15 protein-coding genes and 4 tRNA genes are annotated in these 24420 nt (G+C 39.7%); 13 read left to right on the top strand and 6 right to left on the bottom strand.

Annotated features, from left to right (window positions below):
- Window positions 1-279: 279 nt before the first annotated feature.
- The 3 genes from icmV to DMP02_RS05480 are packed head-to-tail and all read left to right on the top strand — an operon-like array spanning window position 280 to window position 3770.
- A complete protein-coding gene (gene icmV / locus DMP02_RS05490; protein WP_126323118.1) occupies window positions 280-735 on the top strand; it encodes a type IVB secretion system protein IcmV in 456 nt (151 codons plus the stop codon).
- Window positions 732-3140: a type IVB secretion system protein DotA gene (dotA, locus tag DMP02_RS05485; protein ID WP_126323116.1), complete on the top strand. Its 2409-nt coding sequence runs from the start codon at window positions 732-734 to the stop codon at window positions 3138-3140. The genes icmV and dotA overlap by 4 nt, the downstream gene beginning before the upstream one ends.
- A gap of 30 nt (window positions 3141-3170) precedes the next feature.
- Entirely contained in the window at window positions 3171-3770 is a 600-nt protein-coding gene (locus DMP02_RS05480; protein WP_126323114.1) for a hypothetical protein, read from the top strand.
- 37 nt (window positions 3771-3807) lie between these two features.
- On the opposite strand, the gene DMP02_RS05475 is transcribed toward DMP02_RS05480, so the two are convergent.
- A complete protein-coding gene (locus DMP02_RS05475) occupies window positions 3808-4917 on the bottom strand; it encodes a hypothetical protein (RefSeq protein WP_126323112.1) in 1110 nt (369 codons plus the stop codon).
- 350 nt (window positions 4918-5267) lie between these two features.
- On the opposite strand from DMP02_RS05475, the gene DMP02_RS05470 reads away from it, so the two are divergent.
- The 3 genes from DMP02_RS05470 to DMP02_RS05460 are packed head-to-tail and all read left to right on the top strand — an operon-like array spanning window position 5268 to window position 14016.
- Entirely contained in the window at window positions 5268-6383 is a 1116-nt protein-coding gene (locus tag DMP02_RS05470) for a hypothetical protein (protein ID WP_126323110.1), read from the top strand.
- Window positions 6340-12288 (top strand): coiled-coil domain-containing protein, encoded by a 5949-nt coding sequence (locus tag DMP02_RS05465; RefSeq protein ID WP_145985131.1) that lies wholly within the window; start codon window positions 6340-6342, stop codon window positions 12286-12288. The genes DMP02_RS05470 and DMP02_RS05465 overlap by 44 nt, the downstream gene beginning before the upstream one ends.
- 21 nt (window positions 12289-12309) lie before the next feature.
- Complete coding sequence (locus tag DMP02_RS05460; protein WP_126323107.1) at window positions 12310-14016, top strand: ankyrin repeat domain-containing protein; 1707 nt, start codon at window positions 12310-12312, stop codon at window positions 14014-14016.
- Here the strand turns inward: DMP02_RS05460 and DMP02_RS05455 are convergent, their stop codons facing one another.
- The 4 genes from DMP02_RS05455 to DMP02_RS05440 all read right to left on the bottom strand — a co-directional run bounded on the left by DMP02_RS05455 (window position 14017) and on the right by DMP02_RS05440 (window position 20374).
- Entirely contained in the window at window positions 14017-14892 is an 876-nt protein-coding gene (locus tag DMP02_RS05455) for an LOG family protein (protein ID WP_126323105.1), read from the bottom strand.
- Window positions 14893-15056: 164 nt separating this feature from the next.
- Complete coding sequence (gene pgi, locus DMP02_RS05450) at window positions 15057-16661, bottom strand: glucose-6-phosphate isomerase (protein ID WP_126323103.1); 1605 nt, start codon at window positions 16659-16661, stop codon at window positions 15057-15059.
- Window positions 16658-17920: a polynucleotide adenylyltransferase PcnB gene (pcnB, locus tag DMP02_RS05445; RefSeq protein WP_126323101.1), complete on the bottom strand. Its 1263-nt coding sequence runs from the start codon at window positions 17918-17920 to the stop codon at window positions 16658-16660. Before pcnB ends, pgi begins: the two co-directional genes overlap by 4 nt.
- A 276-nt stretch (window positions 17921-18196) precedes the next feature.
- On the bottom strand, window positions 18197-20374 hold the full coding sequence (locus tag DMP02_RS05440; RefSeq protein ID WP_126323099.1) for a cation:proton antiporter: 2178 nt from the start codon (window positions 20372-20374) through the stop codon (window positions 18197-18199).
- Window positions 20375-20606: 232 nt separating this feature from the next.
- Here DMP02_RS05440 and DMP02_RS05435 point away from each other — a divergent pair, with 232 nt between their 5' ends.
- Window positions 20607-21491, top strand: a complete 885-nt coding sequence (locus DMP02_RS05435; protein ID WP_126323097.1) for an arginase — start codon at window positions 20607-20609, stop codon at window positions 21489-21491.
- 6 nt (window positions 21492-21497) lie between these two features.
- Entirely contained in the window at window positions 21498-22745 is a 1248-nt protein-coding gene (rocD, locus tag DMP02_RS05430; RefSeq protein WP_126323095.1) for an ornithine--oxo-acid transaminase, read from the top strand.
- 107 nt (window positions 22746-22852) lie between these two features.
- Here the strand turns inward: rocD and DMP02_RS05425 are convergent, their stop codons facing one another.
- On the bottom strand, window positions 22853-23446 hold the full coding sequence (locus DMP02_RS05425) for a MarC family protein (RefSeq protein ID WP_126323093.1): 594 nt from the start codon (window positions 23444-23446) through the stop codon (window positions 22853-22855).
- A gap of 97 nt (window positions 23447-23543) precedes the next feature.
- Here DMP02_RS05425 and DMP02_RS05420 point away from each other — a divergent pair.
- The 5 genes from DMP02_RS05420 to secE all read left to right on the top strand — a co-directional run bounded on the left by DMP02_RS05420 (window position 23544) and on the right by secE (window position 24406).
- Window positions 23544-23628: transfer RNA gene (locus tag DMP02_RS05420), tRNA-Tyr, on the top strand.
- Between the two features lie 129 nt (window positions 23629-23757).
- Window positions 23758-23831 (top strand) — tRNA-Gly (locus DMP02_RS05415).
- A gap of 34 nt (window positions 23832-23865) precedes the next feature.
- Window positions 23866-23940, top strand: a tRNA-Thr gene (locus DMP02_RS05410).
- A gap of 4 nt (window positions 23941-23944) precedes the next feature.
- Window positions 23945-24019, top strand: a tRNA-Trp gene (locus DMP02_RS05405).
- A gap of 15 nt (window positions 24020-24034) precedes the next feature.
- Window positions 24035-24406: a preprotein translocase subunit SecE gene (gene secE, locus DMP02_RS07265; protein ID WP_197720793.1), complete on the top strand. Its 372-nt coding sequence runs from the start codon at window positions 24035-24037 to the stop codon at window positions 24404-24406.
- Window positions 24407-24420: the final 14 nt, after the last annotated feature.

Below are 24420 nucleotides of genomic sequence, written 5' to 3'. Positions count from 1 at the left end.
ATCAAACCTAAGTTGCTAACACAGTCGTTTTGCAGAGGTATTTAATTAAAATTAACTAGCTTATTAAACTATTTGCATGTTTTAGACAAGCATAATAGTATAAGCAAATAAGTTTTTGCCGAGTTTTACATAGCAGTCAGTTTGCCAAGTGTGATAATGGCGCTAAAAAATGGGCAACCCACTTAGTTTTATACTCACGGCACTTGAGTTTTCGATAATACAATCGAAAACTCAAGTGCGAAGAGAATACAAGAAATCTAATAAACTACGGAGTATTACGTGAGCTTTTTTGGCGGTATAAAAAAAATAATAAAGCCTTTAGTCGATGTTCCTAAATGGATTGGTTATCGCCAGCTTGCGAAAACCAATCGTGAATTCTTTTCTTTTGCGAAAAAGCTTTTTGTTCCTGAACAAGCAACCACCGAAGAGTCTTTTGAAGCCGCCTTACTTCGGCTTAAACTCACTGAAGCAGATTTAGTACAGCGACTAAAAGAATTTAGGCGTTTGATGTGGATATGGATAACCCTTCTTCTGATATGTGTCGCTTATAGTATTCATCTCTTATCTGAACATGCCCTACGTGGATTTTTTCCTTGTATAGGACTGAGTTTGGTTATTCTAACCCAAGTTTTTCGTTATCATTTTTGGGTTTTTCAGATTAAACACCGGCGATTAGGTTGTACTTTTCGCGACTGGTTCAACGCTTACTTTCTTAATAGAAAAAAAACATCATGAAAAAAATTCTAGTCAGTTTATTTATTGGTTTATTTCCTAGTTTGCTTTTGGCTGACAGTTTAGCGCCACCAGCCAGTGACTTATCGGTTTCTTATTTAGCGACTATTTTTGGTGTTGTGGATGGTGTATTGCATGGAACAGGCAGTCAAATTTTAGGAACGATGTTAGGTTCTTTTAACGCAGCCATATTAGTGATGGCTTCTGTTTTATTGACCTACGCCTTATTTATATCCATCTTAAATACGGCTCACCAAGGTGAATTTTTAGGACAAAAATGGTCTTCGATATGGGTACCTTTGCGGATGGTTTCTGGTGTTGGTTTATTATTGCCTAAAGCAACCGGTTATTCTTTTATCCAGATTCTAGTGATGTGGGTAGTGGTACAAGGTGTAGGTGCTGCTGATCAGGTATGGAATGTTGCTTTAGATTATATGAATCGTAATGGTACAGTCATAGAGCCTGTACAAGGACTCGCTTCAGGAGGATCGGGGGCAGGAAAGTCGGCTGATAATACCTTTTTAGTGACTAAATCGGGTGATATTCTCAAATCAGAAGTATGTATGTACACGCTTTATAATGGGTTAGTTCGTCAATATAAAGGTAAAGGAATAGAAGTACCTGATTTTGCTTCTTCTTTATCCGTGACAGGTAAAGGGCCTAATGGAAGTAACACAGGCAAACTTATAGATTACACCAAAGATAAGGGTGGGTTTATTACTTTTCCAGGGAAAATGGATGGAACTTTCGCCAAATATCAAGGTGCTTGTGGTTCAGTCAGCTGGGACTTCATTGGTAAAGCTGATAATGCTCAAGTGGCTAATCCGGCTAATTTAACCGCTAACGACAGCGCGAGTATTGGTGTTAGGCAGATGACTTTAGATATGAATTCAATGGCTAAAGGTATTGCTAATAAATTAGCGCCAGCGTATGACGATCAAGTTTCTAAGGTTACTTTGAAAAAAGACGATCCTCTTTTGGTCAGCAATTCTTTAGTTTATACCTCGGCGGATTATTTTGCGATTGTTAAGCCAGCGTTGAGAGCTTTGAAAGCAGGTGCAGATACAAACCTCAAAGACTTTATTAAAGATGCAAAAGATACGGGTTGGATATTAGCAGGAAGCTATTATTACCAAATGGCCAAGCTTAACGAAAGTTTACGTAAAATAAACGATTTATCGGTGATTAAGGATCAGATTACACCGACTTTTAGCCCTGACTACGATAGTAGTGTTTTCAAAGACATTAATAATCCAATCATTCTAGATAATCTAAAGAATAATCTGCCGACTAAAAACGGTGTTATCGATGATTATATTCAAAATGAAACCACGAAGGCTGGCAACACAAGTGGAGGTAATCAATTGTTTCCTTCAACGGGTGGTGATGTAAGCGGAACCAATGGTTTATTGCGTCAGTTCCTAGGAAGTACTTTTCAGTCGGTTGATGAATTTCAAAAGAAACTTCAAAAGGGTTTAGATAATAGTGGAGCGGATCCTATTTTAACCTTGTCCAGTATTGGCGATGATTTAGTTCATTTAGTAGAGAGCGTGTGGATAAGTTTCTTTGTTATTGTCACAGCGGTAGTGGTACTAGGTGGTGTAACTGGAGCGGCGGTTTCGTTTTTTGCACCCGCAGGTCCTATTATTGCTGTATTGGGTGCTTTGTTTGGTTTCATTGGTTTATTCATGCCGATATTTACCTTTTGGCTGATGATTAATTTAAGCTTGGGGGCGACCTTAGCTTATTACGTGCCCTTGATCCCTTTTATATTATTTACCTTTGGTGCGGTGACATGGTTTGTGATTGTTTTGGAATCAGTCATGGCGGCACCCCTGGTCGCATTAGGTATTACTCATCCAGAAGGACATGATTTCTTAGGTAAAGCGGAACAAGCGGTTATGTTATTGGCTAGCGTCTTTCTGAGGCCTATGCTAATGGTATTTGGATTTATTTTCGGGATTATTTTGTCTTACGTTTCTATTTCTTTGTTAAATCAAGGCTTTAGTATTGCCTTACGTTTTATGGGGGGCTTGGGACAAGATTGGCTTCATGGTGATATTTTAGGCCTTGTATCACAGACTACGTTGATGATTATTTATACTAGCGTGATTTTAGCGCTGGTTAATCGTAGTTTTGGCATGATTTATGAAGTGCCCAATAAAGTGATGCGTTGGATAGGTGCGCAAGCTGAAAATACACCGGAAGAAGGTATGTTGAATCAAATTCGCGGCAGTGTAGACAGTAATATGCGTGAAATAGGTCAGGCAGGTTCACAAGCCGTTCAATCGGGAATGCAACAGGGTGTTTCGGATATGCGTAGTATTGGCAAGCAAATGCAAGCTAATAAAGCAAATAAGGATAAAGGTACGACTGTTTCACCCACAGGTAGCGCTGGTAATGAGTAACTGGGAGAGAAAATCATTTGAGAACATGGTATGAAGAGTCAATCTGAACTTTCTTTGGAACATGAGGATTTAGTTTCTGATAGCCAAGATGGCGGTCTTATTACAGTAGATTCAGCCGATTTTTTACTTAACAAAGCATTGAGTGAGCTCGATGCTTTGTTTGTTAAGGAAGGACCTAAAGGAGACAAGACTTTTAAGTATCTATTATGTTTATGGTCTAGTTTTTCTATCTATCAACTTGAGCCGAATTTGCCATCAGAGGCGTCAGATGAAGAAGGAACAGGAACAGCGGGCTCTTCTGAAAACGTTCCTCAAATTATTCGTTTAAAAGAAGGTTGGAAAGTTTTAGATTTTGGTGATGGCTTAATTACCTCGGTGGGAAAAAACTACGGCGGTTATTCCACAGGCCCTTTACTTAAAACAATTAATTACATGATTGACTGCTTAATTGAGAGAGGGGCTAAAAAAGTAATGTTTTCAGGCTCAGTACCCGCAAAACGATTTGCGTGGCTGCGATGTAAACAAGCAGGGATAAAAACACATTTTAGTCCCAGTGATAAAGACTATAAGTGTCAAGAAAACATAGAACGTATTCAAAAAAATAGCCATTTACCTATTTTTTCTATTTAATTCACCTTCCCTGGCGAACATAAATTAAATAGTATACTTATCTTGAAGGCGTCATCGTCGGAAGATTGTCCAGAAATGTCTCTTGAAATTTTTTCTGGGATTCTGTAAGTTTATATTGAGAAGATTGAACACCTACAAGATCTTCAAGCCAATTATTCTCTTTGAAAATAGGAATAGGTTTGCCACGGTTATCTTCGAGTGAGATATGTTTTAAAGGAATACCTTTTTCAACAGCGGCATTTAAAATTTGTTTTCTTTGCATTCCTTGTTGTATATGCTTAACAATTGTATGTGCCAATAAAATGATGAGGAGCGATGGCCCAATATTCATTTCCGCTTTTAAGATATCAGCGTTTGAAAGGGGGCATACAATCTTAATAGGCGGTATTTTTTGACCCTCTTTAAGGGATGCAAGAAAAATAGCAAGTGCATCACCGACATTGCCATTATAAGGGTGAACACGCAGCGATGTTATATTGCCATCTTTGTCATATTCTGTGGTAATGATCCTATTATCACTATCTATAAATTGCGGACGCGGTGTAAACTCTGTCTGATCTAAACCTGTTTGCAAATCTGCATAGTTCGCATCTTTATTATTCATTACCTTGTGAACATAGTAGCGCATGGCTTGAGTCAATAAATGGTCAGGATCGACCTGTTTAGCAAAATCGGCAACAGGCTGATAAATGAAGGATGATAGTTTCTTTTCATAGTTTGACCATAGCTTTTCTCTCTTTTCTGCGGGGATACCAGTAAACGCTTGATCAAATTTTAACTTCTGTTGTTTAAGAAAAGCTTGAAATTTTTCTTCGGCATTATCGATTAAGGATGCCGCTGCATTTGGATTACTTAACAGGGCTTTATCGTTAAGTGTTTTGAGCTCATCAATAGATTTGAGAAATGCTTTATAATCAGTATCATCATTAATATTTTGTGCCAAAAAGCTATTAACCTCACTTCTGTTCGCTGCGGGTAATTCACCTAACTCATCCAGAATGCTATTTTTGAAGTTCTCATTAAAGTAGGAAGAGACATCAAATTCAGATGCTTGGAGTGCTTTTAAAGAAAAATGAATATTATTAAAAATGGGATTAGCGTTAGCAGGGGCTAAGTAATAGGGCATACGAGCCGTTGGTGTGGTCATTTGATTGTCTCCTCTTTTTTTTAATCTACCTTATTATACAAAGGATATATTAAAAATACATTAAACTCTCTTTCTTTAATTTAATGGCTTTAATCCATAAATTTATACCCTACGGCAAATAGGGTACTTTTGGACTTCTACCTTTGTTCATGATCCTAGGGATAAATATCGCCTAGGGCTCATCTGACCGCTTTTCCTGAGGGGTTTTCTAAGCGTGGAAATAAAGATTCCAGTCATCATCAATGGGGCCATAACTAAGGGTAAAAGTGAGTTTTGATGACTTAAGTTATCTTTAAGACTTCTTTGTTATGGTGACTGGTCAGAAGTCTTTAGTTAGAGAGGTAGCGATAATGGGTCCAGATAATAACCGTAAACCAAATGCTCCTGTAGGAATAGCAAAGGTAAACGGGCCAAGCGCTATAAAAGCCGATCTTACTCCTATTAAGAGTGAAATTACAAAACTGGAACGCGCCGTAGCCGATACAAGAGGAAAACAATCTTCTCAAGAACGGGGTGAGATGAAGAGCGTTCTTTTTGAGATGCGAGCGATAGTTAAAGATATTGAAAACAACCTTGCAGAGCCGCTAAAAAAACTTAACGGATATATGCTCGAATGTAAAAAAAAGGGACAGCGTCCGGATAAATTAAAAATACAAAAAATCGAAACCACTATTCAGAAAATAATTAAAGATAACTATCAAAAAATTGAAGGCTACATTCAACAGTTGAAACAATTAGTTAATAAAGATAGCGCGGATCTTCAAGGGGCAGTGAATGCATTTGCACAAGCTGCTCAGCAACAAAAAGAGAAGCTCGTATTATCTAGCGGTGTTAATCAAGCTATTGCGACAACATCTAACGTCCCCCAGCAAAGCCAAGCTCAAGAAAAACCAGAAGCATTTACTAAAAATTCAGCGCAAGTAACAGACATATCAGAGTTAACAGCGGGTCCTAGTAGCCAAGTAGAAGACAATACTCACAGCGATACCGCTGCTACTTCATCAGAGACTATGTTGCCTCTTACTAAAGAGATGGGCACCATGACCGAAGAAACTCAGACAGAAGCGTATGTTAAAAATAGGGAGCTTCATACGATGCAAGATCAGCTTGAGGCCGCAAGAAAGCAACTCTTTGATCTGGCTGGCGATATTGAGAATTTTAGGAGGGACATTGATCAAAGAGATAGCCAGATAGTCGATCTAATGGCAGAGAAGGATAAGCTAGAGCTAACAATTAACAGCTTAGAAACTAAAAATACAGAAAATCTTGATGCTAAAACAGGGATAGAAGAACAACTTAAAGTGCAGGCAAGCGAGCTTGAAGCCGTTAAGAAGAGTGCTTCTGAAGCGACAGAAGCTTTATCTAAGCTACAAGAGAGTTTTAATAACATTAAAGATGCTCTTAGAGCAGAGCAAGAAAATTTTGCAAAATATAGGAATAGCGCAAAAAGAAGAGGGATTACATAAGCAGCAAAGATATCAAGCGCATGTAGATGCAGTGAGTGATCAGGTTACAGCAAAACAAAACGAGCTGGAACAAATGCGCACTAATACTCAAGTGCTGTTAGATAAAATTGAACAGCTAACTACGAATTTAAAGCAAGCTCAAGCGAATAAAAACGTTGAAGCTGAGCAGCGAATTGAAAACTTAGCGCGAGAAAATACAGCCTTAAGTCAAAGAATATTAGCGTTAGAAGATCTGTTAAAAGCTCAGCAAGAAAATAAACCACAGCCTCTTTCTGCCCCTTCTATGGAAGATCAAGAAAGATTAGCTAGTTTGACAGAAAGAGTCAGACTTCTAGAAGAAGAGAACCATGATTTACAGACACTACAAAATCAATTGCAAACTGATCTTATTGCTTTGGTGCAAGCCGGTGCCGAAGAACTTTTTAGAACTACTTCTGCACGGCTTTTAGACGAGATTAGCGATTTAAAGAGTCAGATAGAGGAGAAACAAAAAGAAAATACCTATCTAATCGATAGAATAAAACAAGAGGTGAGCAGTCGAGAGTCTTTAGCGGATGACTTTGATCAGAATGAGCAACGCTTATTTGAAGAAATAACGCAACTAAAGGGACAGGCTAGTCAGCAGCGCGCGCAATTTGCAAAAATGCAAAAAAGCGTTGATGAGTTTAGTGCAGGGAATGCGGGTTTAGAGCAGGAAAATCAAGCACTAAAACAGGATAAGCAAGCACTCGAAGCTAAACTTACTGAAGCAAATTCAGATATATCGCTACTGAAAGCAAGGGTGGAAGTATTATCTAATCAAGCAGATGCGGCTGTACAGAATAGTGCTGAAACTAAACGCCTTACTGGAAATAAGTGGATAAAGGAACGCGACGGATTAGTAGAAGAATTGTTCAGCGTAAGAGAAGCATTAGAGCAAAGTGAAAGTGGATACAGTGCTTTAGAACAGAACTACAAGCAATTACAAGCATTTTATCAAGGACTAAAAGAAGAGCTGAGAAATATTAACCATGAGATCCAAAAGCATGTAAATAAACAGTCAGATCTTGAGAATGCGCTTAGGGAAAAAAATACCCAGATATCAAATTTGGAAGGGCGCCTAAAAGATCAGGATACACTTCAACAAGCGTCACAACAGAATCTTGAGAGAAAACTAGCTGAAGCTAAATCTCAGAAAGCAGATTTAGAAAGTCAGTTAAAAGAAAGTCAAGCTAATGTAGAACAATTTAAGACTCAGTTCGAAGAAACACAACAGCAATTGATAGCTGCAAAAGAACTAGCCGTAGCAACTGCTGACGATGTAGCGGAGTTTAGGAAACAGGTTGCTCAAAGAGATAGCGAGATAGGAAAGTTAAGCACAGAGAAGGCTAGGTTAGAAAGAAGTATTACAAACCTAGAGACTGAAAAGCAAGAGCTAAAAAATCATTTGCAAAATGCAGGTAAAAAACAGTCTTCTTTTGAAAAACAAATTGAATTAATGGATAGAGATTTGCAAAAAGCTCGAGCAGAGAAGGTTGTATCAGAAAAACGCATTGAAGAATTAGCGGCTAAAGTAGATGTACTTTCTAAAGAGTTGCTAGCAACAGAAGATAAGCTATTAGCGCAACAAGAAGTATTTCAGGCTAAGGAAGTAGGTTTACAGAGTGAAATGCATGTACTCCAAGACGAAAATGATCAATTAAAGTCTCAAGTAACAGAAAGTCGATTACAAAATAAACGTTTAGCTGAAGAGTCTGATGCTAATACAGCGGAGCTTGAGCGTGAAATACAACAACAAAGAAAACGGATTAAAGTTCAAGACGATCAGTTAACACGAACTCAAGAGGAACTTCAAAGGACTCAAGCAGAGAAGAGTGCACTTGAGGAACAATTTGAAACATCTGAAAGTGAAAATCGAGTACTTACGACGGCGCTTGTAGACGCAAAAAAAACCATAGCAGAACAGAAGGATAATATAGAAATATTGCGTAACGAGAGCCCAGCGGCAGATAAAAAGGATAAAAATAAGCCATTAATAAATAACGTTGTTGATAACCCGATGCTGTTAGAGCTAAGTGAACTTAAAAAACAAAATGAAAGTTTACAGTCTGAACGGGATGATTTGGCGCGTAAAATAAATCATTTACAAAATGATTTGGATGATATGAATACAAGCCCAACAATAGTAAGAAGCCAGATTGGGGAGGGAGCATCTTTAAGTTTAGCTGATGAGTTTGCGTTTGGAAAAAGTCAACAAATGTTTCAACAAGCTAAATTAGAGGCTGAACAATCAGAAAAAGCAATCAAAGGATTACAAACTAAGCTTGAACAAGTTGATCAAGCTAGAGTAAAAGCAGAGCAAAAACAGTCAGAGTTAGAAGAAAATATCTTTGAAAAAGATGCTCAAATAGAAAATCTAACTGGATTTAATGTTATATTAAAACAGCGAGTTAAAACATTACAAACAACGCTTGAACAAGCTCAAGAGGGGGTTGGTCAAGCTAAAGTTAATGCTATAAAGCAAGAAAGACAGCTTCAGGAAGCGAATGAAGCATTTGCTCAGGCGAATGCAGATAAAGTTAAAGCGGAAGCTGATGCTAAAGCTAAGGGAGATGTGCTTAAACAAGCTCAAGAGGCTGTTCAAAAAGCTCAAGTAGAAAAGGATAGTTTAGAACAACAAATTCAAAGATTACAAAATAGTTTTCAACAAACGCAAGCTAAAATTACCGAACAAGAAAGACAACTTAATAAAGCGTATGGAATTGAAAGAGGGCTTCATGCACAGCTTGACGCTAAGCAAACAACATTAAAGTCTTTAGAAGATGAAATAAAAGAACTTAAAGATAAAAAAATAAAGTTAGCTGACCAGCTTGGAGGATTACAAGACAATCTTCAGCAAGCGCAAGCTACCAACCAAAGATTAATAGCAGAACTTGAACGAGCAAATGAGGCCAATGTTAAAGCGGAAGCTGACGCTAAAGCGAAGGAAGAAGCACTGCAGCAAGCTAAATCGCAAGTTAAACAACTTCAAGACGCGTTTGAAGGGAGTCAAACAGCGCTTCAACAAGAGCAAGCTAAAGTTGTAGCGCTACGTGGTGCTCTTGCAGAGAAAGATAGGCAGCTATTGCGCTTAAAGGAACAACAAAGAAATTTGCAGAACACCAAGGAAAATTTAGGCGCAGATAACCCCGTGCTTAGCCATCAAAGCATGGGGGGATTAGCGCCAGAGAAAACACAAAAACGACCATATTCCACGGATCGTGAGAACTTAAAGGGAAAACCAAGTATGCCATTAAAAAGAAAAATGTTTAGATTGTCAGACGCTTCCAATAAATATGGTGCAGAAGAGTTCGCAGAAACAGAGCCAGGAAGAAGCTTGCAGGATCAACTTAAACTAGGGAGTCCTGAATTTATAGAGTTAACCCCTTTCGGTAGAAAAAATTCCGTTAGCAGTCATTTTGATAGTGGGGCTAGCGGCATGAACAGTTCGAGTACTTCTACGCCGAGTCTCACAGAGGAAGACAAGCATGAACCATTGATTGCAAAGATAGTTAAGAAAAAACTTGAAGAAATGAAAAAAACGGATCCGAGTCTATCTTTGACAGATCAAGATTTAGATGACGTAATAAAAATTGTTTTATCTGGAACAAATGCGGACATCCATCCAGATCAAGTTGAAGGTATAGTTAGCGATACGCTTGCGCAGTTTAAGACAGCTAAAGTGCAAAAAATTGATCAAATACTTGAGTCACTTACTCTGCAGGTTGTTAATAGCAAATTACTTGAAATAGCACGAAGCGCTTTCTTGGAAAAGCTTCAGAGTGCTGGCGATAGCGCAGTTATCAATCCTTCTCATGTAGTAATGGCGTTACAGAATTTAGACGAACAGGTAGGGTTATCTGATAAAGATTTAGCAATTTTTAAAGAACAATTACGTCGTAGATTAAATAGCAGATCCCTAGCAACGCTGAACAAGTTGGAAAATAATGCGGCGATGGAGGCATTGTTGAGCATAGAGTGTAATAGATCAACAACGCTCAAAGGGTTAGCAGAGGAAACAGCTGTAGCACATGCTCAAGTTTATTTAAATCATTTTCAAGCAGCAGCTGCTAAAACTCATCAGGTTTTTGAACGAGCAGCTCAGGAGATAATAGCTAATCGACAAGGTGCGCTCAGCCTAGCGATAGATGCAAACACATTAGCTAAGAAAACCATGCAAAGCCCAGCTACGAAACCATTCGTAAGCGCATTAAGAGACAGAGTGCTTGAAATACGTCAGGCTAATTCATTGAATGAGCAACAAGCTAGATCTCAAATTAGTGATTATTTTGCTGAGAATAAAGATGCCATCAACGCGGCTGTCGAAAAAACACTCACTGAACTGGAAGCTAAAGAGAAAGGTAAACAGGCAAAACAAGAAGCGCATGAGAAAGATAAGCAGGCAAAACAAGCGATTATAGATCGAGTTTTTGACAAAATTGATTGTGCTCAAGTAAGCAAAGCCCTCGTCGATTATGCAAAACCGATATTAATAGATAAACTGGCTGAAGAAGGTTATTTGCTCAATCGATTGACTGACAAGCAGTTAAAACAGAAACTTTATAATTTGAAACCTTCAGTTCTGGAAGCAGTGAAGCAACAGTTAGCTGCCACGCTCATAGAAGAAAGAAGCATAGAGGAGATTAGTACTTTGGCAGGATGCCCCGATCAAGTGATTGAGAAGTTAATTCATACTCAAATAAACCCAAATAGTTTGGCCAAGCAAGCGGAAAATGTAGCTATTGATTTTGCCAAACAAGAAATTGATAGTTACAAAGATAAAACCCCGCAAGATTTAGCAAATTATTATCAAGCAACAGCAGATTTTATTGAAAATTCTGCTGAGCGACTACACTTAACGATGGAGGATGTTGCTACTAGCCGAGAAATACGTGACTTCGCTAGAGAGGATAAACTTTCACTAGAAAGCATATTAACGCTGATAAATAACGGAAAATTTGCTGAGAAAAAACAAGAACTTCAAGAAAAGTTAAATGAGCGCGGTTTAACTCCTAAAGATAAAAAAAGCTATGAACAGGCTATTAAATCGATAGAGGGAGTTTGTTCGCAAACCGAAGCTATTGTTGCACGTATAACCCCATTATTAATGCTCGAGAAAGCACTGAGTGCTATCATAGATAAAAACGATCCAGACCCAAAGCAAGCGATAGTTAAAGTAGAAAGTCCTGCGCACTGTTTAAAAGTTACAAAAACACCGGAAGAGTTGGCTCGCGCACGTCAGGAGTTTTTCAATAAACTATCACCTGAAATAGGCAATACTCCGTATGCTGCGTTATCGGATTATAAACGTACACACACTACTGTCGAATTTGACACAGGTAGCACCTTACTTGAGGCTATCAGAGTTAAAACGTCCCGCAACTTATTTAAATTTAAAAAAGAGGGTGAAATTACATTAGCCTATAAAGCGGTTAAGAAGGAGCATGTGATTGAATTTTCTGTTGATTCAGTTAATGCGGATGGTCGTCCCACTTTTATAAAAAAGAACATTAAAAATATGGATTTTGTTAGAAGCTCAACACAAAGTATGCTTGAATTAGCCCAAGGGACAGGTGAAGGGCCTGAGAATAAAGGAGTTGGTATATTAGTGTTAAATACCAATGATCCAAACTGGAAGGAACGTTATGCGATTATTAAGGCGCATGAAAAGTTATTCCCCCAGACGACACCAGTCTTATTAAAAGATCCCCGTCGTTTATCGGATAAATCGATTAAAGCTGAGCTAAAACAGCTCGAAGCGAAATTTATAAAAGAATATGAAACGCTAGCAGCCCGTGATAAGCATATAGATGGTGCTAATACACAAACGACATTAATTGGCGGCTTAGGCTCCAGGAGCTTAGGCTTCTCCTCCAGGGGTTTATAAAATAAGCGTGCTTAGCTTGCTATGAAAGATATTATTATTCGTTTAATGAACCTTATAGATCTAGAACCTGAAGAAAAGGGCGCTTGTCATGGTTGTGGGGTAGTGGCGTTACAAGCTTTTATTTTAGGTACGGAATATCAGCAAAGCTATATTAAACGTTTAGAAAAAATGGCTCAGTTAAATTCGCAAGCTGATGATGAAGTGCTTAAGCAGGAGTTAGAATCACGTGATGAGCAGGGTGTGCTGAAATATCCGGATATTCTTGCACATTTACAGACAGTAAAGCTTTTCCATTCGCCCGGTCAACACCTTGAATGGTCTGATAGTAAGACGACACTTAGACAATCGGAGGTTTCTACCGTAGCGCGCATTGCCCAAAGTAAATTAGCAGAAAAACGAGGCGGAATACATCGGGTGTCCTCTTTTTCCAGTGTTTATACGTATACAGATATGGAGGTTTATTTAACTTCCTTGCAAAAAGTGATGGAAACGCTAGTTCACAAAGAAACGCGTTGTGGATTATTACTTTCGAGTGATAAACATTTGATTATGCTAGCTTATGATGCGGCTAATTCAAGCTTTCCTTGGATTATCGACAATGACGCTACAGTGACGCGATTTTCTAGCGATCAATATGTTGATATAGCTAAGAAAATAAGAAAAATTTTTACCAATAATACCGCAAATGACAAACCACTTATTTTATGTACGGCTGTTTATTCTACGGGTGATCAGTTAGCAAAGGCTAAATTAGCTGTCGATGAGTGGCGTTCTAATTGTAAGGTAATTCATCAGGTTACGGCAGAAAAAGCAAAGATGATAGGGATAGGAGGAGTAACTTGGCTTTTTCGTGCAGCAGAGACAGGGCATACGGAGACGATTAAATTACTGCTTGAAAATGGCGCTGATATCAATGTGGTAACAGACAATAAGCGAACCCCGCTTTATGTGGCTGCAGAGAATGGGCATGCCGATACGGTTCAATTCCTGCTTGGGAAGAAGAGAGCTGATGCTAATGCGTATGCTTATGTTAATGCGAAAACGAAAGCTGGTTCTACCGCGCTTCATGCGGCTGCAGAGGGTGGGTATACAGTGATTGTCGAATTATTGCTTAAGGAAAAGGCTGATGCCAAAGCAGCAGACAAATATGGATTTACACCACTCCATTTTGCTGTAGACAGTGGTGGATATCCCGCGATTGCCGAATTATTGCTTGCAGCAGGCGCTGATCCTGATGCTAATGCAGTAATAGATGGATCTAGCTATACTCCACGCAGTATTGCAAGAGATGGTAAATGCGCCAAGGTTATTAAAGCATTTGAAAAAAAAGGTGATGCCGAAGTACAAGTAGAAGATAACAGGATCCATCTACCTGTTTGGTTACAACGATTATTCAATTTTTTTACGATTGCTTCGATTGTGTCATTAGGCATGGCTTTATCTTTTTGTTTCTTTAGTTCAATGCCTGTTTTGCTAGTCATTGCATTCACTACGGCGATTGTAACGGCGATAGGCGTTAAATATTTGCCTCGGGTTGGTGTTGGCCAGCAAAATAAATTAGAGAGTTTAAGTAAAGAACCCATTCATCTTTGTGAAACATCAATAACACACGGCTTGTTGGCATCCCCTTTATGCAGCCAAATTTCAATGAAGGATCAACTTCAGCAGAAAGAGGATCCCCATCTAACTAACGCGCAACAGGGTCATTATAATAGATTGTCTATGTAGTTATTTCATTGGCAAATCGTAAAATTTTGCGATGATTTTCCAGGCTTGTTCAGCTGATTCTACATAATGAAATAATTTAAGATCACTCGAGCATATCATGCCTTCATCGACTAATAGTTTAAAGTTAATCAGCTTAGACCAATAGCTTTTTCCAAATAATAATAGTGGAATCGGTTTTATTTTTTTTGTTTGCAGTAGGGTCAGTGCTTCAAATAATTCATCTAATGTACCATATCCGCCAGGAAAGCAAACTAAGGCACGTGTACGAATTAAGAAATGCATTTTGCGTATAGCAAAATAATGAAATTGAAAACAAAGTTCAGGTGAGATGTAAGGGTTCGGTGCTTGTTCATGTGGTAAGACAATATTTAAACCAATGCTTTTGGCTTTAACATCCTGCGCACCGCGGTTAGCGCCTTCCATAATCCCAGGCCCACCGCCCGTTACAATAACAAAATGGCGGCGTCGATTTTTTTTGCAACGTTCAGAGACAATCTGGCCAAAGCGTTGTGCTTCTTGATAATATTTGGCACTTTTAAGTCGTTTGTTAGCTGTTTGCACGGCTTTTTTATACGTAGGGCTATTGGGTTTAGTTTTTAGTTTTTGTTGGGCCCGTTTGAGTTGTTGTTTAGCCGTTGCATGATCCGGGATTCGGGCACTACCAAAAACCACGATGGTTGATTCGATCTTGAGTTTTTGTTGTGAGAGTTCCGGTTTTAATAATTCAAGTTGTAAACGTACGGATCGTAAGGACTTATGTAGTAAAAAATCATGATCTAAGAAGGCAAGTTCAAAAGCAGGCCAGGCTACTTTTTTGCTACGTTTTTTGACTTCGGTTTTGGCCGATGAAAAAGGTTTGGGGTGATTAATGTCCATCAGGCCATATTAGCATTGTGGTTAATAATGCTTTCAGTATATAAGTGTATTGAGTTGTTTACAATGTAACGTATACGCTTCGCACTTTTGTGGCGTTTTGCCGAAAATCCTATTCCTGTGAATCTATGCAAATTAAGAGAGTTCATTTTTAGGATGTTTTCTTTTTAGCTATCACCATTCATATGCTGGTACTGTTTAATTAAGCCTTGTGTGGATGAGTCAAAATTAGCATCACTTGATTCGGTGGTGTTTTTATCTAAAGCGCTATAAATGGATTGGCTGAGATGTTTTCCGTATTCTACGCCCCATTGATCGAAAGGATTGATTTGCCAAATGACACTTTGTACGAATACTTTATGTTCATACAAGGCAATGAGCATACCTAAGGTAAACGGTGTGAGCTCATCAACGGCCAAGATATTATTAGCATGATTTCCATTTAAGGTTTTATAGGGTACATCACTGCGATAACCTTGCATTAATGCCTTGCTTTGGCTTAATGCGCTAGCAATCGCATGTTGATGATGATGTTGCAGTATGTGCTGAGGATTGCGTAGCGACAAGATAAAATCAACAGAAAAGCGACTGGTACCTTGATGAAAAAGTTGGTAAAAGGCGTGCTGTCCATTGAGTCCTACTTCACCAAAGATGATTGGGCAGGTGGCGTAATTTACTTTTTTATTATCAATACGAATGGATTTACCATTGCTTTCCATTTCTAATTGTTGCAAATAAGCGGGAAAATATTTGAGTGCCGCATCATATGGCAAAATAACATGTGCTTCGGATTGAAAAAAATTTCTTTGCCAAATACCGAGTAATCCCAGTATCAGCGGCATATTTTCTTGCCAAGGCGATTTGAAAAAATGCTGATCGAGCGTATGTGCACCGCTTAAAAGTTCGCGGAAGTTTTGCATGCCAATGGCTAATGCCAGTGATAAACCGATGCAGGAGCATAAGGAAAAACGGCCGCCTACCCAGTCCCAAAGCGGAAAGATATTTTCTTTCGCGATACCAAATTGCAGGGCTTTTTTCTGTTGTGCGGTAATGGCTAAAAAGTGCTGCGGTAGCGGATTATGCGGAGCAGTTTTTTCTTGTATCCATTTTAAAATAGTTTTTGCATTGATTAAGGTTTCTTGAGTAGAAAAAGATTTTGAAGCAATAATAAATAAGCTTGTTTCGGGGTTGAGTTGCGTTAGCAAATGATTGAGTGCGTAACCGTCAACGTTAGAAATAAAATGAAAACGAAGCGGTGTTTGCTGATAAGGTTTTAAGCTTTCTATTGCCATTAAAGGGCCTAAATCCGATCCGCCAATGCCTAAGTTGATGATGTCAGTGATGGGTCGGCCTGTTGCGCCACGCCAGGTATGGTTGTGTATTTGTGATACAAAATTCGCCATTTTATCTAAAGCAGCATGAATAGGTGGTAGTATGTCAGTACCATTGACGTTTAACCCGGATGTTCGTGGATCGCGTAGTGCCGTGTGTAGTGCTGGAAGTTTTTCAGTGGTATTAACACATTCTCCGGAAAATAAAGCCTGAATATGCTTCTTTAACTCACATGTGTCGGCAAGTTTGAATAACAAATTCAATGTTTCTTCAGTAATAGGATTTTTAGAATAATCAAAACTTAAGCCAGTTTGATGTAAAGAAAAATGTTTAAAACGCTGCGAATCATTTGCAAATAATTCGGCAATCGATGTTTTTTTTACGGCAGAAGCATGTTGCTCTAGTAGCTTCCATACTGGTGCTTCTGTCAATCCGTTCATACAAATTTTCCTCGATTTTTATGGCGTTTTGGTTTTTTGTGTTGCGTTATAATTTGTTCAATTAATTGTGTTTTTGTACTTTCGTCAGCGGCTATAAAATCGGTCCACCAGGATGCGATTTCGGAGGGTATTTCTTGTATTTGTGCACGTAACAATAAAAAGTCATATGCCGCACGAAAGCGTGGGTGTGCCGTCAATCGGTTGATCATATAAGGACGGCGCTGAATCAATCGCTGTTGTAGATCCCATATTTCTCGTATCGTCGTACTATAACGGCGTGGAATAGTAATTTGTTTTTGTTGTTCTGCCAGAACATGACTGATAGCGTGCTGATAAAGAATAAAAAGAGGTGTCTGTTTTTTATTGTAATGTTGGACTTTCGCTTGTACAGCGGGCCATAAAAAGATAGCAAATAAAAAAGCCGGTGAAACAGTTTTTCCTTCTTGAAGTCGTTGATCGGTATTTTTACAGGCGATTTCTAGCAGTTTTTCAGTTGCGGGCTTGTCAAGACATGCAAATGTTTGTGGAAATAGTTCATTAAATAATTGGTAATGGCGTAAAAGTTGATAGGTTGCAAAAGCTTGACCATGGTGGAACAGTTTGAGCACTTCTTCAAATAAACGCGCAGGGGGAACATGATGTAATAAATTAGCTAATTCAGGGATAGGTTCAGCTGTCGCTGGATCTAATGTAAAACCTAATTTTCCAGCAAAACGAATCGCACGCAATAAACGCACTGGATCTTCATGATAACGTGTCTGTGGATCGCCAATGATACGAACAATTTTATGTTGAATATCGCTAAGCCCACCACAATAATCAATTAAAGAAAAATCAGCGATATTGTAATATAAAGCGTTCATCGTAAAATCACGACGCCATGCATCTTCTTCAATACTTCCATAGATATTATCACGTAACAACATACCATGAGCGGCTACCGTTCGGTGTTTTAAGGACTTCTTTTCAGCATCGGCACGGAAGGTCGTGACTTCAATCACTTCTCGACCAAAGCGAATATGGGCGAGACGAAAGCGCCGGCCAATCAAAAGACAATTACGAAAGAGTTTTTTTATTTTTTCAGGGCGTGCATCGGTTGCGATATCAAAGTCTTTAGGTTTTATCTGCAGTAATATATCGCGCAGACAACCACCCACCAAATAAGCGCTATAACCATGCTGATCCAGTCGGTAAAGTACTTTGAGTGCATTCGCAGAGATGCTTTTGCGCGAGATAGTATGTTCCGCCCGCGGAATGATGGTTGCTTCTGGATAAATTTTCTTTTTGGGGAAAAGACGGTGGAAAAACTGCTTAATGATAGTAATGATCCTTTATGAAATGATAAAGTTGTCTTGTGTACACTACAAAAAATGCAATAAAAGTTCGTCATTGCGAGCGCGAAGCGCGTGGCAATCTAAAATATCGTAACCTGGATGGCCACGCTCATTACATTCGCTCGCCATGACGTGTACTCTTTATGCAAAGTCGTTATGCTAACATATTGCCTGCTTTTTGACCTGTTGGGAAGATGACGCCTAGGTAAATGGTTTACTTAGCAACAAAATTAACAAATCATCTTTGTTTAAAATAGTTTCTTTGTTTGGATTAATAGTTCTTACGCCTTTACGTTCTAAGCCAAGTATAATCCCGGTTAACTGGCTTTTTTCCATGGCTTCTTCGATCGTTAGTCCCACAAAAGGATGTGTTCTATCCAGTAAAAACGTTTTTAATTCAAAATGATTAAAGAGTTCAAGCTCTTCTTGATAAATGCCGGTTTGTAAAAGTTGGCTGAAGGCATCAATTTGTTCATCGTTACCTAAAATAAATAATTTATCATAAAGGCGAATTTTTTCTTGGTGTTTAGGCGCAAGTATCACTTTGCTGCCGCGATAAAGTGCGATGACATGGATGCCAAATTGCTGATTGAGTGCTAACTCTTCAAGTGTTTTATTAATGAAGTAATAATTACTGCTGATATCTGTTCCTCTTAGATTGATTCCCCAGGCTACTAATTCATCTTTTGAGGTTTCTTGGTGGCTAGGCGTTTTGATATTAGCTAAAAATCTTTTTTCTAACCAAGGGTAAAATTTTTGTAAGGGTTTGTGCAGTATGCTAAACAGCAGGAAGGAAATCAGCGCTAAAAGAAAGGTAATCGACCAAGTATGGAAATAGGTGACCGCCAGTGTCGTGATAACCGTGAAAGTGAATATCCATCCTATGGCGATAATAGGTTTTATTGCTGCATGAGAGCGATGCGGAAACATTTTATAGGCAAAAATCATGCCCCAAATAAACGGTGAAGCGAGCAATAAAGCGATAAGACAACTGAGTGTATTCACCCAATAGGTTGTTGTGACCCATTCATTAATTCTAGGGAAAAGCCATTTTTCACTCAGTGTGAAAATGATGGCAACCATGACTGCATTGATCAATAATTTGGCAATATATTGACTATAGATAGCGCGTTTTTTCTTCAGCATTAAATAACGGTGAATTAATATCGCATAGTGACTTAAAAAGCTTTTAAACGAAGCAGGTAGCTTTTTTTCTAGTTGTTGGCTGACAGCAGCTGAGGCTTGGATAAGATAAGGTGTGGTAAAAGTGGTCACAGCAGAGACTGCGATGATAATAGGAAATAAAGTGGGTCGTGTGACGTTTAATGAGAGACCTAAACCCGCAATGATAAAGGAAAACTCACCAATTTGCGCCATGCTAAATCCAGCGCGTACGGAGGTTGTTAAACTTTGTCCGGCGGTTAAAGCACCACTAGCGGTTGTTAATACTTTAGCAAGAATAGTAACAGCAGAGATAAGTAATACAACCCCCAGTTGATCAATAATCACAGCCGGATCGATCAGCATTCCCACGGAAATGAAAAACACCGCTGCAAAAATATCACGAATGGGCCGCATATATTGTTCGATAAACTGAATTAAATCCGTTTCTGCCAGAATAGAACCCATAATAAACGCGCCTAATGCGCTAGAGTAGCCAAAATAGGCGGCTATACAGACCAGTAATAAACAAAGCGCGACGGATACAATCGTCAATGTTTCTTGATTGGCAACATCCACTAATTTTCGGATTAGGGATGGAATTAAAAAATAACCGACTAAAAACCAGCTTCCAACGACAATGAAGAGTTTAATCGCTGAATCCACTAGTGTTGCCGATAGTACGGCATGTGTGCCGACGACAATAGAAAGACCGGCAAGCAATAAAATGGCGAGTAGATCTTCGACAATCAGTACGCCAAAGACGAGTTCGGCGAAGTGTTTACTTTTTAAACCTAGCTCTTCCATGGCTTTGATAATAATAGTTGTGGATGAGATGGAGAGGGCAGCGCCTAAAAAAATACAATCATAAATAGGCCAGCCTAGGAGCTTTCCCAGTCCTATTCCAATAACCAGTACTAGTAGGACTTCAAGTAAGCCTGTGATAATAGCGGGACTTCCGACACGTTTAAGCTTGTGAAAACTAAAATCTAAGCCCAAAGAAAACATCAAGAAGATAACGCCTAGCTCAGATAAGGTGTGCAAACTAGGAACGTCTGTGACTAAGTCGTAAGGGGGTAAATGCGGACCTACAATAATTCCAGATAAAAGATAACCGAGTACAACCGGTTGTCTTATTTTTTGGAACAAAAGTGTAACCAAGCTGGCTACGCCCAATATAACGGCAAGGTCCTTGATGAGTGGCGCAAGTGGTTGCATAGATCTATTGTTAGTCAGCTTTGCTGAGATATCAAGTCTTATTTAAAGACTGATTGTAAAAGTTAGGTGGTCTCATAAAGCTAGAATCTATATACTATTCGTTGTTTTTTTTCATAAAAGTAAGTAATCAACGCTTCTTATAATAAATAATATACTCACAGCAATTGGATTTTCGGCAAGTGCCGCGAGGTAGTCGATGTCAAGTGCGAAGAGTGCACAGAGGAATTTAATAATGATATCGAAGTCTTTGGTACTGCTGGGTTACGCTTCGGGAGTTGCTGCGAATAATCCAGGTTGTGCTGATGGACCATTGCGACTTAAGGAGAGCGCGCTTGAAAAACAATGGTCAGATAAAGGCTTAAAAACCCATTGGCAGGCCCTATTAGTTCCTCAGTATGAATCAAAGCAAGCGTGTTTAGCGCAAGTTGTTGAGCTCAACACGCAATTGGCAGGTATGACACAGCGTTTAAGCGAACAGGAACAAACATTTATCGTGGTAGGAGGCGATCATTCCTGTGCAATAGGCACGTGGAGTGGTGTTGCTGCTGAATTAAGTAAAAAAAATGCAGCGTTAGGGTTGGTTTGGATCGATGCGCACATGGATAGCCATACGTTTGAAACAACACCCAGTGGAAATATTCATGGGATGCCGTTGGCTGCTTTATTGGGTCATGGTGATTTGAAGCTAACCCAGATTTTAACCTCGGCAGCAAAATTAAAGCCAGAACATGTTAGTTTGATAGGTAGTCGTAGTTTTGAAAGTGGGGAAGCCGAACTATTACGCCGTTTAGGCGTGCGTATTTATGAAATGCCAGAAATTAAAGAAAGAGGTCTAGCGGTTGTATTGCAGGAAGCTATTGTGCGTGCTAAGCAAGGTACAGCAGGTTTCGGTGTGAGCTTAGATCTGGATGCGGTTGATCCCGAAGATGCGCCGGGTGTCGGTGTGCCAGAGCCAGATGGCATTAAAGGCAAGGATTTATGTCAAGCTTTAACGTTGTTACAGCAGGAAAAACAATTACTCGGTATGGAAATTGTTGAATATAATCCGCATCTCGATAAAGATGCTAAGACTGAATTATTAATTAATAACATCGTATTAAGTATTTTTGGAGATTAAATCTTTATGCCAAATGACGCAGCCCTTAATCCTGCTATATTGAATGCCACAGGAAATATAAAAGAAAAAGTCATCGCAAGGGAAAAGCGTTATGGTGCAGCCAATTATGATCCATTACCGGTGGTATTGAGTCGTGGTTTAGGTGCCGAACTGATAGATATTAACGGTAAGCGCTATATCGACATGATGAGTGCTTATTCTGCTGTCAGCCATGGGCATTGTCATCCGCGTTTAGTCGCTAAGTTAACTGAACAAGCGCAACGCTTAAGTATTTGTTCGCGTGCTTTTTATAGCGATAAGCTGGGTGCTTTATTAGAACGCGTTTGTGAGCTTAGCCACATGGATTGTGCCTTACCGATGAATACCGGTGTTGAGGCCGTAGAAACTGCGATAAAAGCGGCTAGAAAGTGGGCTTATACTGTTAAAAAGGTTCCTGCCGATCAAGCTGAAATTATTGTTTGTAAGGGAAATTTTCATGGTCGTACCACGACGGTAGTTGGGCTGTCTTCAAAACCACAATATAAACGAGGTTTTGGTCCTTTTACCTCTGGGTTTAAAACCATACCCTATGGTGATCTAGAAGCCTTATCAAAGGCGATTACGCCGCATACGGCGGCTTTTTTAGTCGAACCTATACAAGGAGAGCGGGGTATTATTGTGCCGCCTACTGGTTATCTCAAAGCGGTTGCCGAATTGTGCCAAAAAAATAATGTTTTATTGATTCTCGATGAAATACAAACAGGTTTAGGTAGAACAGGTCGTTTTTTAGCGTGTGAACATGAGCAGGTTAAACCGGATGGTTTAATTTTAGGTAAGGCGCTGGGTGGCGGATTATTACCTGTTTCTTTATTTTTAAGTAAACGTGAAGTGATGGATGTGTTTCAGCCAGGTGACCATGGGAGTACTTTTGGTGGTAATCCATTAGCGGCTGCCGTTGCTTTAGAAGCGCTGGAAGTCTTATTTGATGAAAACCTTATTCAGCGCTCGGAAGAATTAGGGGATTATTTACACAAGGAGCTATTAAAAATAAAAACGCCTTTCATTAAAGAAATTCGTGGCAAGGGTTTATTTATAGGCTTAGAGTTTGTTGAGGGTGTAAAAGGACGAGAAATTTGTTTGAAGTTACTGGAAGAAGGCTTGTTAAGCTACGAGACGCATGACACCGTTATTCGTTTAGCGCCGCCTTTAGTAATTACCAAAGGACAATTGGATAAAGCGTTGGATATATTGAGGAAAGTGTTACTGACACATTGATTCCGTCATTGCGAGCGCGAAGCGCGTGGCAATCCAGAAAGTATCGTAAACTGGATGGCCACACTCATTACATTCGCTCGCAATGACGAATAAGGTTGCACTTTAATTCAGGGGTGAGCCGAATACATTGCCCATCCCGTTAAAAACATCTGCACCGCGATAGTTGTTAATATCATTCCCATTAAACGTTCTAACGCGGCGATGACCTTGGGGCCGAGTAGTTTTTGTAAGGGCGTGGCGGCTAGAAGTGTCAGTATGGATGCTAAAGAGGCAAGCGCTACTGCCATGAACAAATGTCCCATTTGATTAGGCACTTGGCTGGCAAACAAGATAACGGTTGTCATCGCCGAAGGACCGGCTATAAATGGGATGGCCATGGGTACAATAAAGGGTTCTTCTGCTAGGGTTTCGTCGGCTGCATAGCGGGTTGGGCTGGGGAATAACATTTTGATGGCAATCAGGAATAAAATAATGCCTCCAGCAATGCTTAAGGCTTCGTCGCTAATTTTTAGGCCGTGCAGAATGGTTTTGCCGCAGAATAAAAAAAGTGTCAGCACAGCAAACGCAATGAGGCTTTCACGTAGAATAATTCGAGTGCGCCGTTGGGCGTCAACGTGTTTGAGTAACGAAAGGAAAATGGGAATATTTCCCAGTGGATCCATAACTAAATAAAGCGTGACGGTAGCAGAATAGATGTTCATTACGTTGACGTTAATAAAAAATATATAATAGCAGTTTAGTAAGAATAGTTGTTGACATCTAGCCTTGACTTTCGCAAAATAGCCCCCTCAATTTTGTGGAGGGGTTCCCGAGCGGCCAAAGGGAGCAGACTGTAAATCTGCCGGCTCAGCCTTCGAAGGTTCGAATCCTTCCCCCTCCACCAGAATACCGATCACAGGGTTGGTTCAAGCAAAGCTTGTGCCAGCCATTTAAGGGGAGAATCGCGATTCTCCCCTTAAAAATCCCCATCACGATGGGAAGCAAGTGCAATAAATTTTAAGTGGGTTTATTTGCGGGTGTAGTTCAATGGTAGAACTTCAGCCTTCCAAGCTGATAGCGTGGGTTCGATTCCCATCACCCGCTCCACGTAGAAGAAGATTAAAGTTGTTATTAATCGGTCGCCCACATGGCTCAGTGGTAGAGCACTTCCTTGGTAAGGAAGAGGTCACCGGTTCGATCCCGGTTGTGGGCTCCAGTTTAGGCCAGTAGTTCAACGGTAGAGCGTCGGTCTCCAAAACCGAAAGTTGGGGGTTCGAATCCCTCCTGGCCTGCCAGGTAGAAAAGGTAAGATGAAGAACACGAAATTAGAAAGTAAAACATCGATAAAAGATGTTTTCCTATGGTTGGCAATAGGTGTAGGCCTGGTGCTGGCTATTGGCGTTAATTACCATTTCTCGCACCAACCCCTTGCTATTCGGTTGATAGCTTGGATAATGGGCATCCTTATGCTGGCAGCGCTCTTTTTTTATACAACGCAGGGCCAGCGTCTGTGGTCATTCTCACAGGCCGCACGCGCTGAATTGTATAAGGTAGTTTGGCCGACTCGACAAGAGACGGTGCGTACGACGCTTCTGGTCATGGTGATGGTCCTATTGGCGGGTTTGTTTTTGTGGGCAGTAGATAGTTTCTTATTGTGGCTTGTTGCGTTTTTAACCAGTTAGAAGAGGGTAGTTTA

It is taken from the genome of Candidatus Rickettsiella viridis, assembly GCF_003966755.1.
GTDB lineage: Bacteria > Pseudomonadota > Gammaproteobacteria > Diplorickettsiales > Diplorickettsiaceae > Rickettsiella_B > Rickettsiella_B viridis.
The sequence above is the reverse complement of the archived record's forward strand: the minus strand, read 5'-3'. Positions and strand labels throughout refer to the sequence as shown.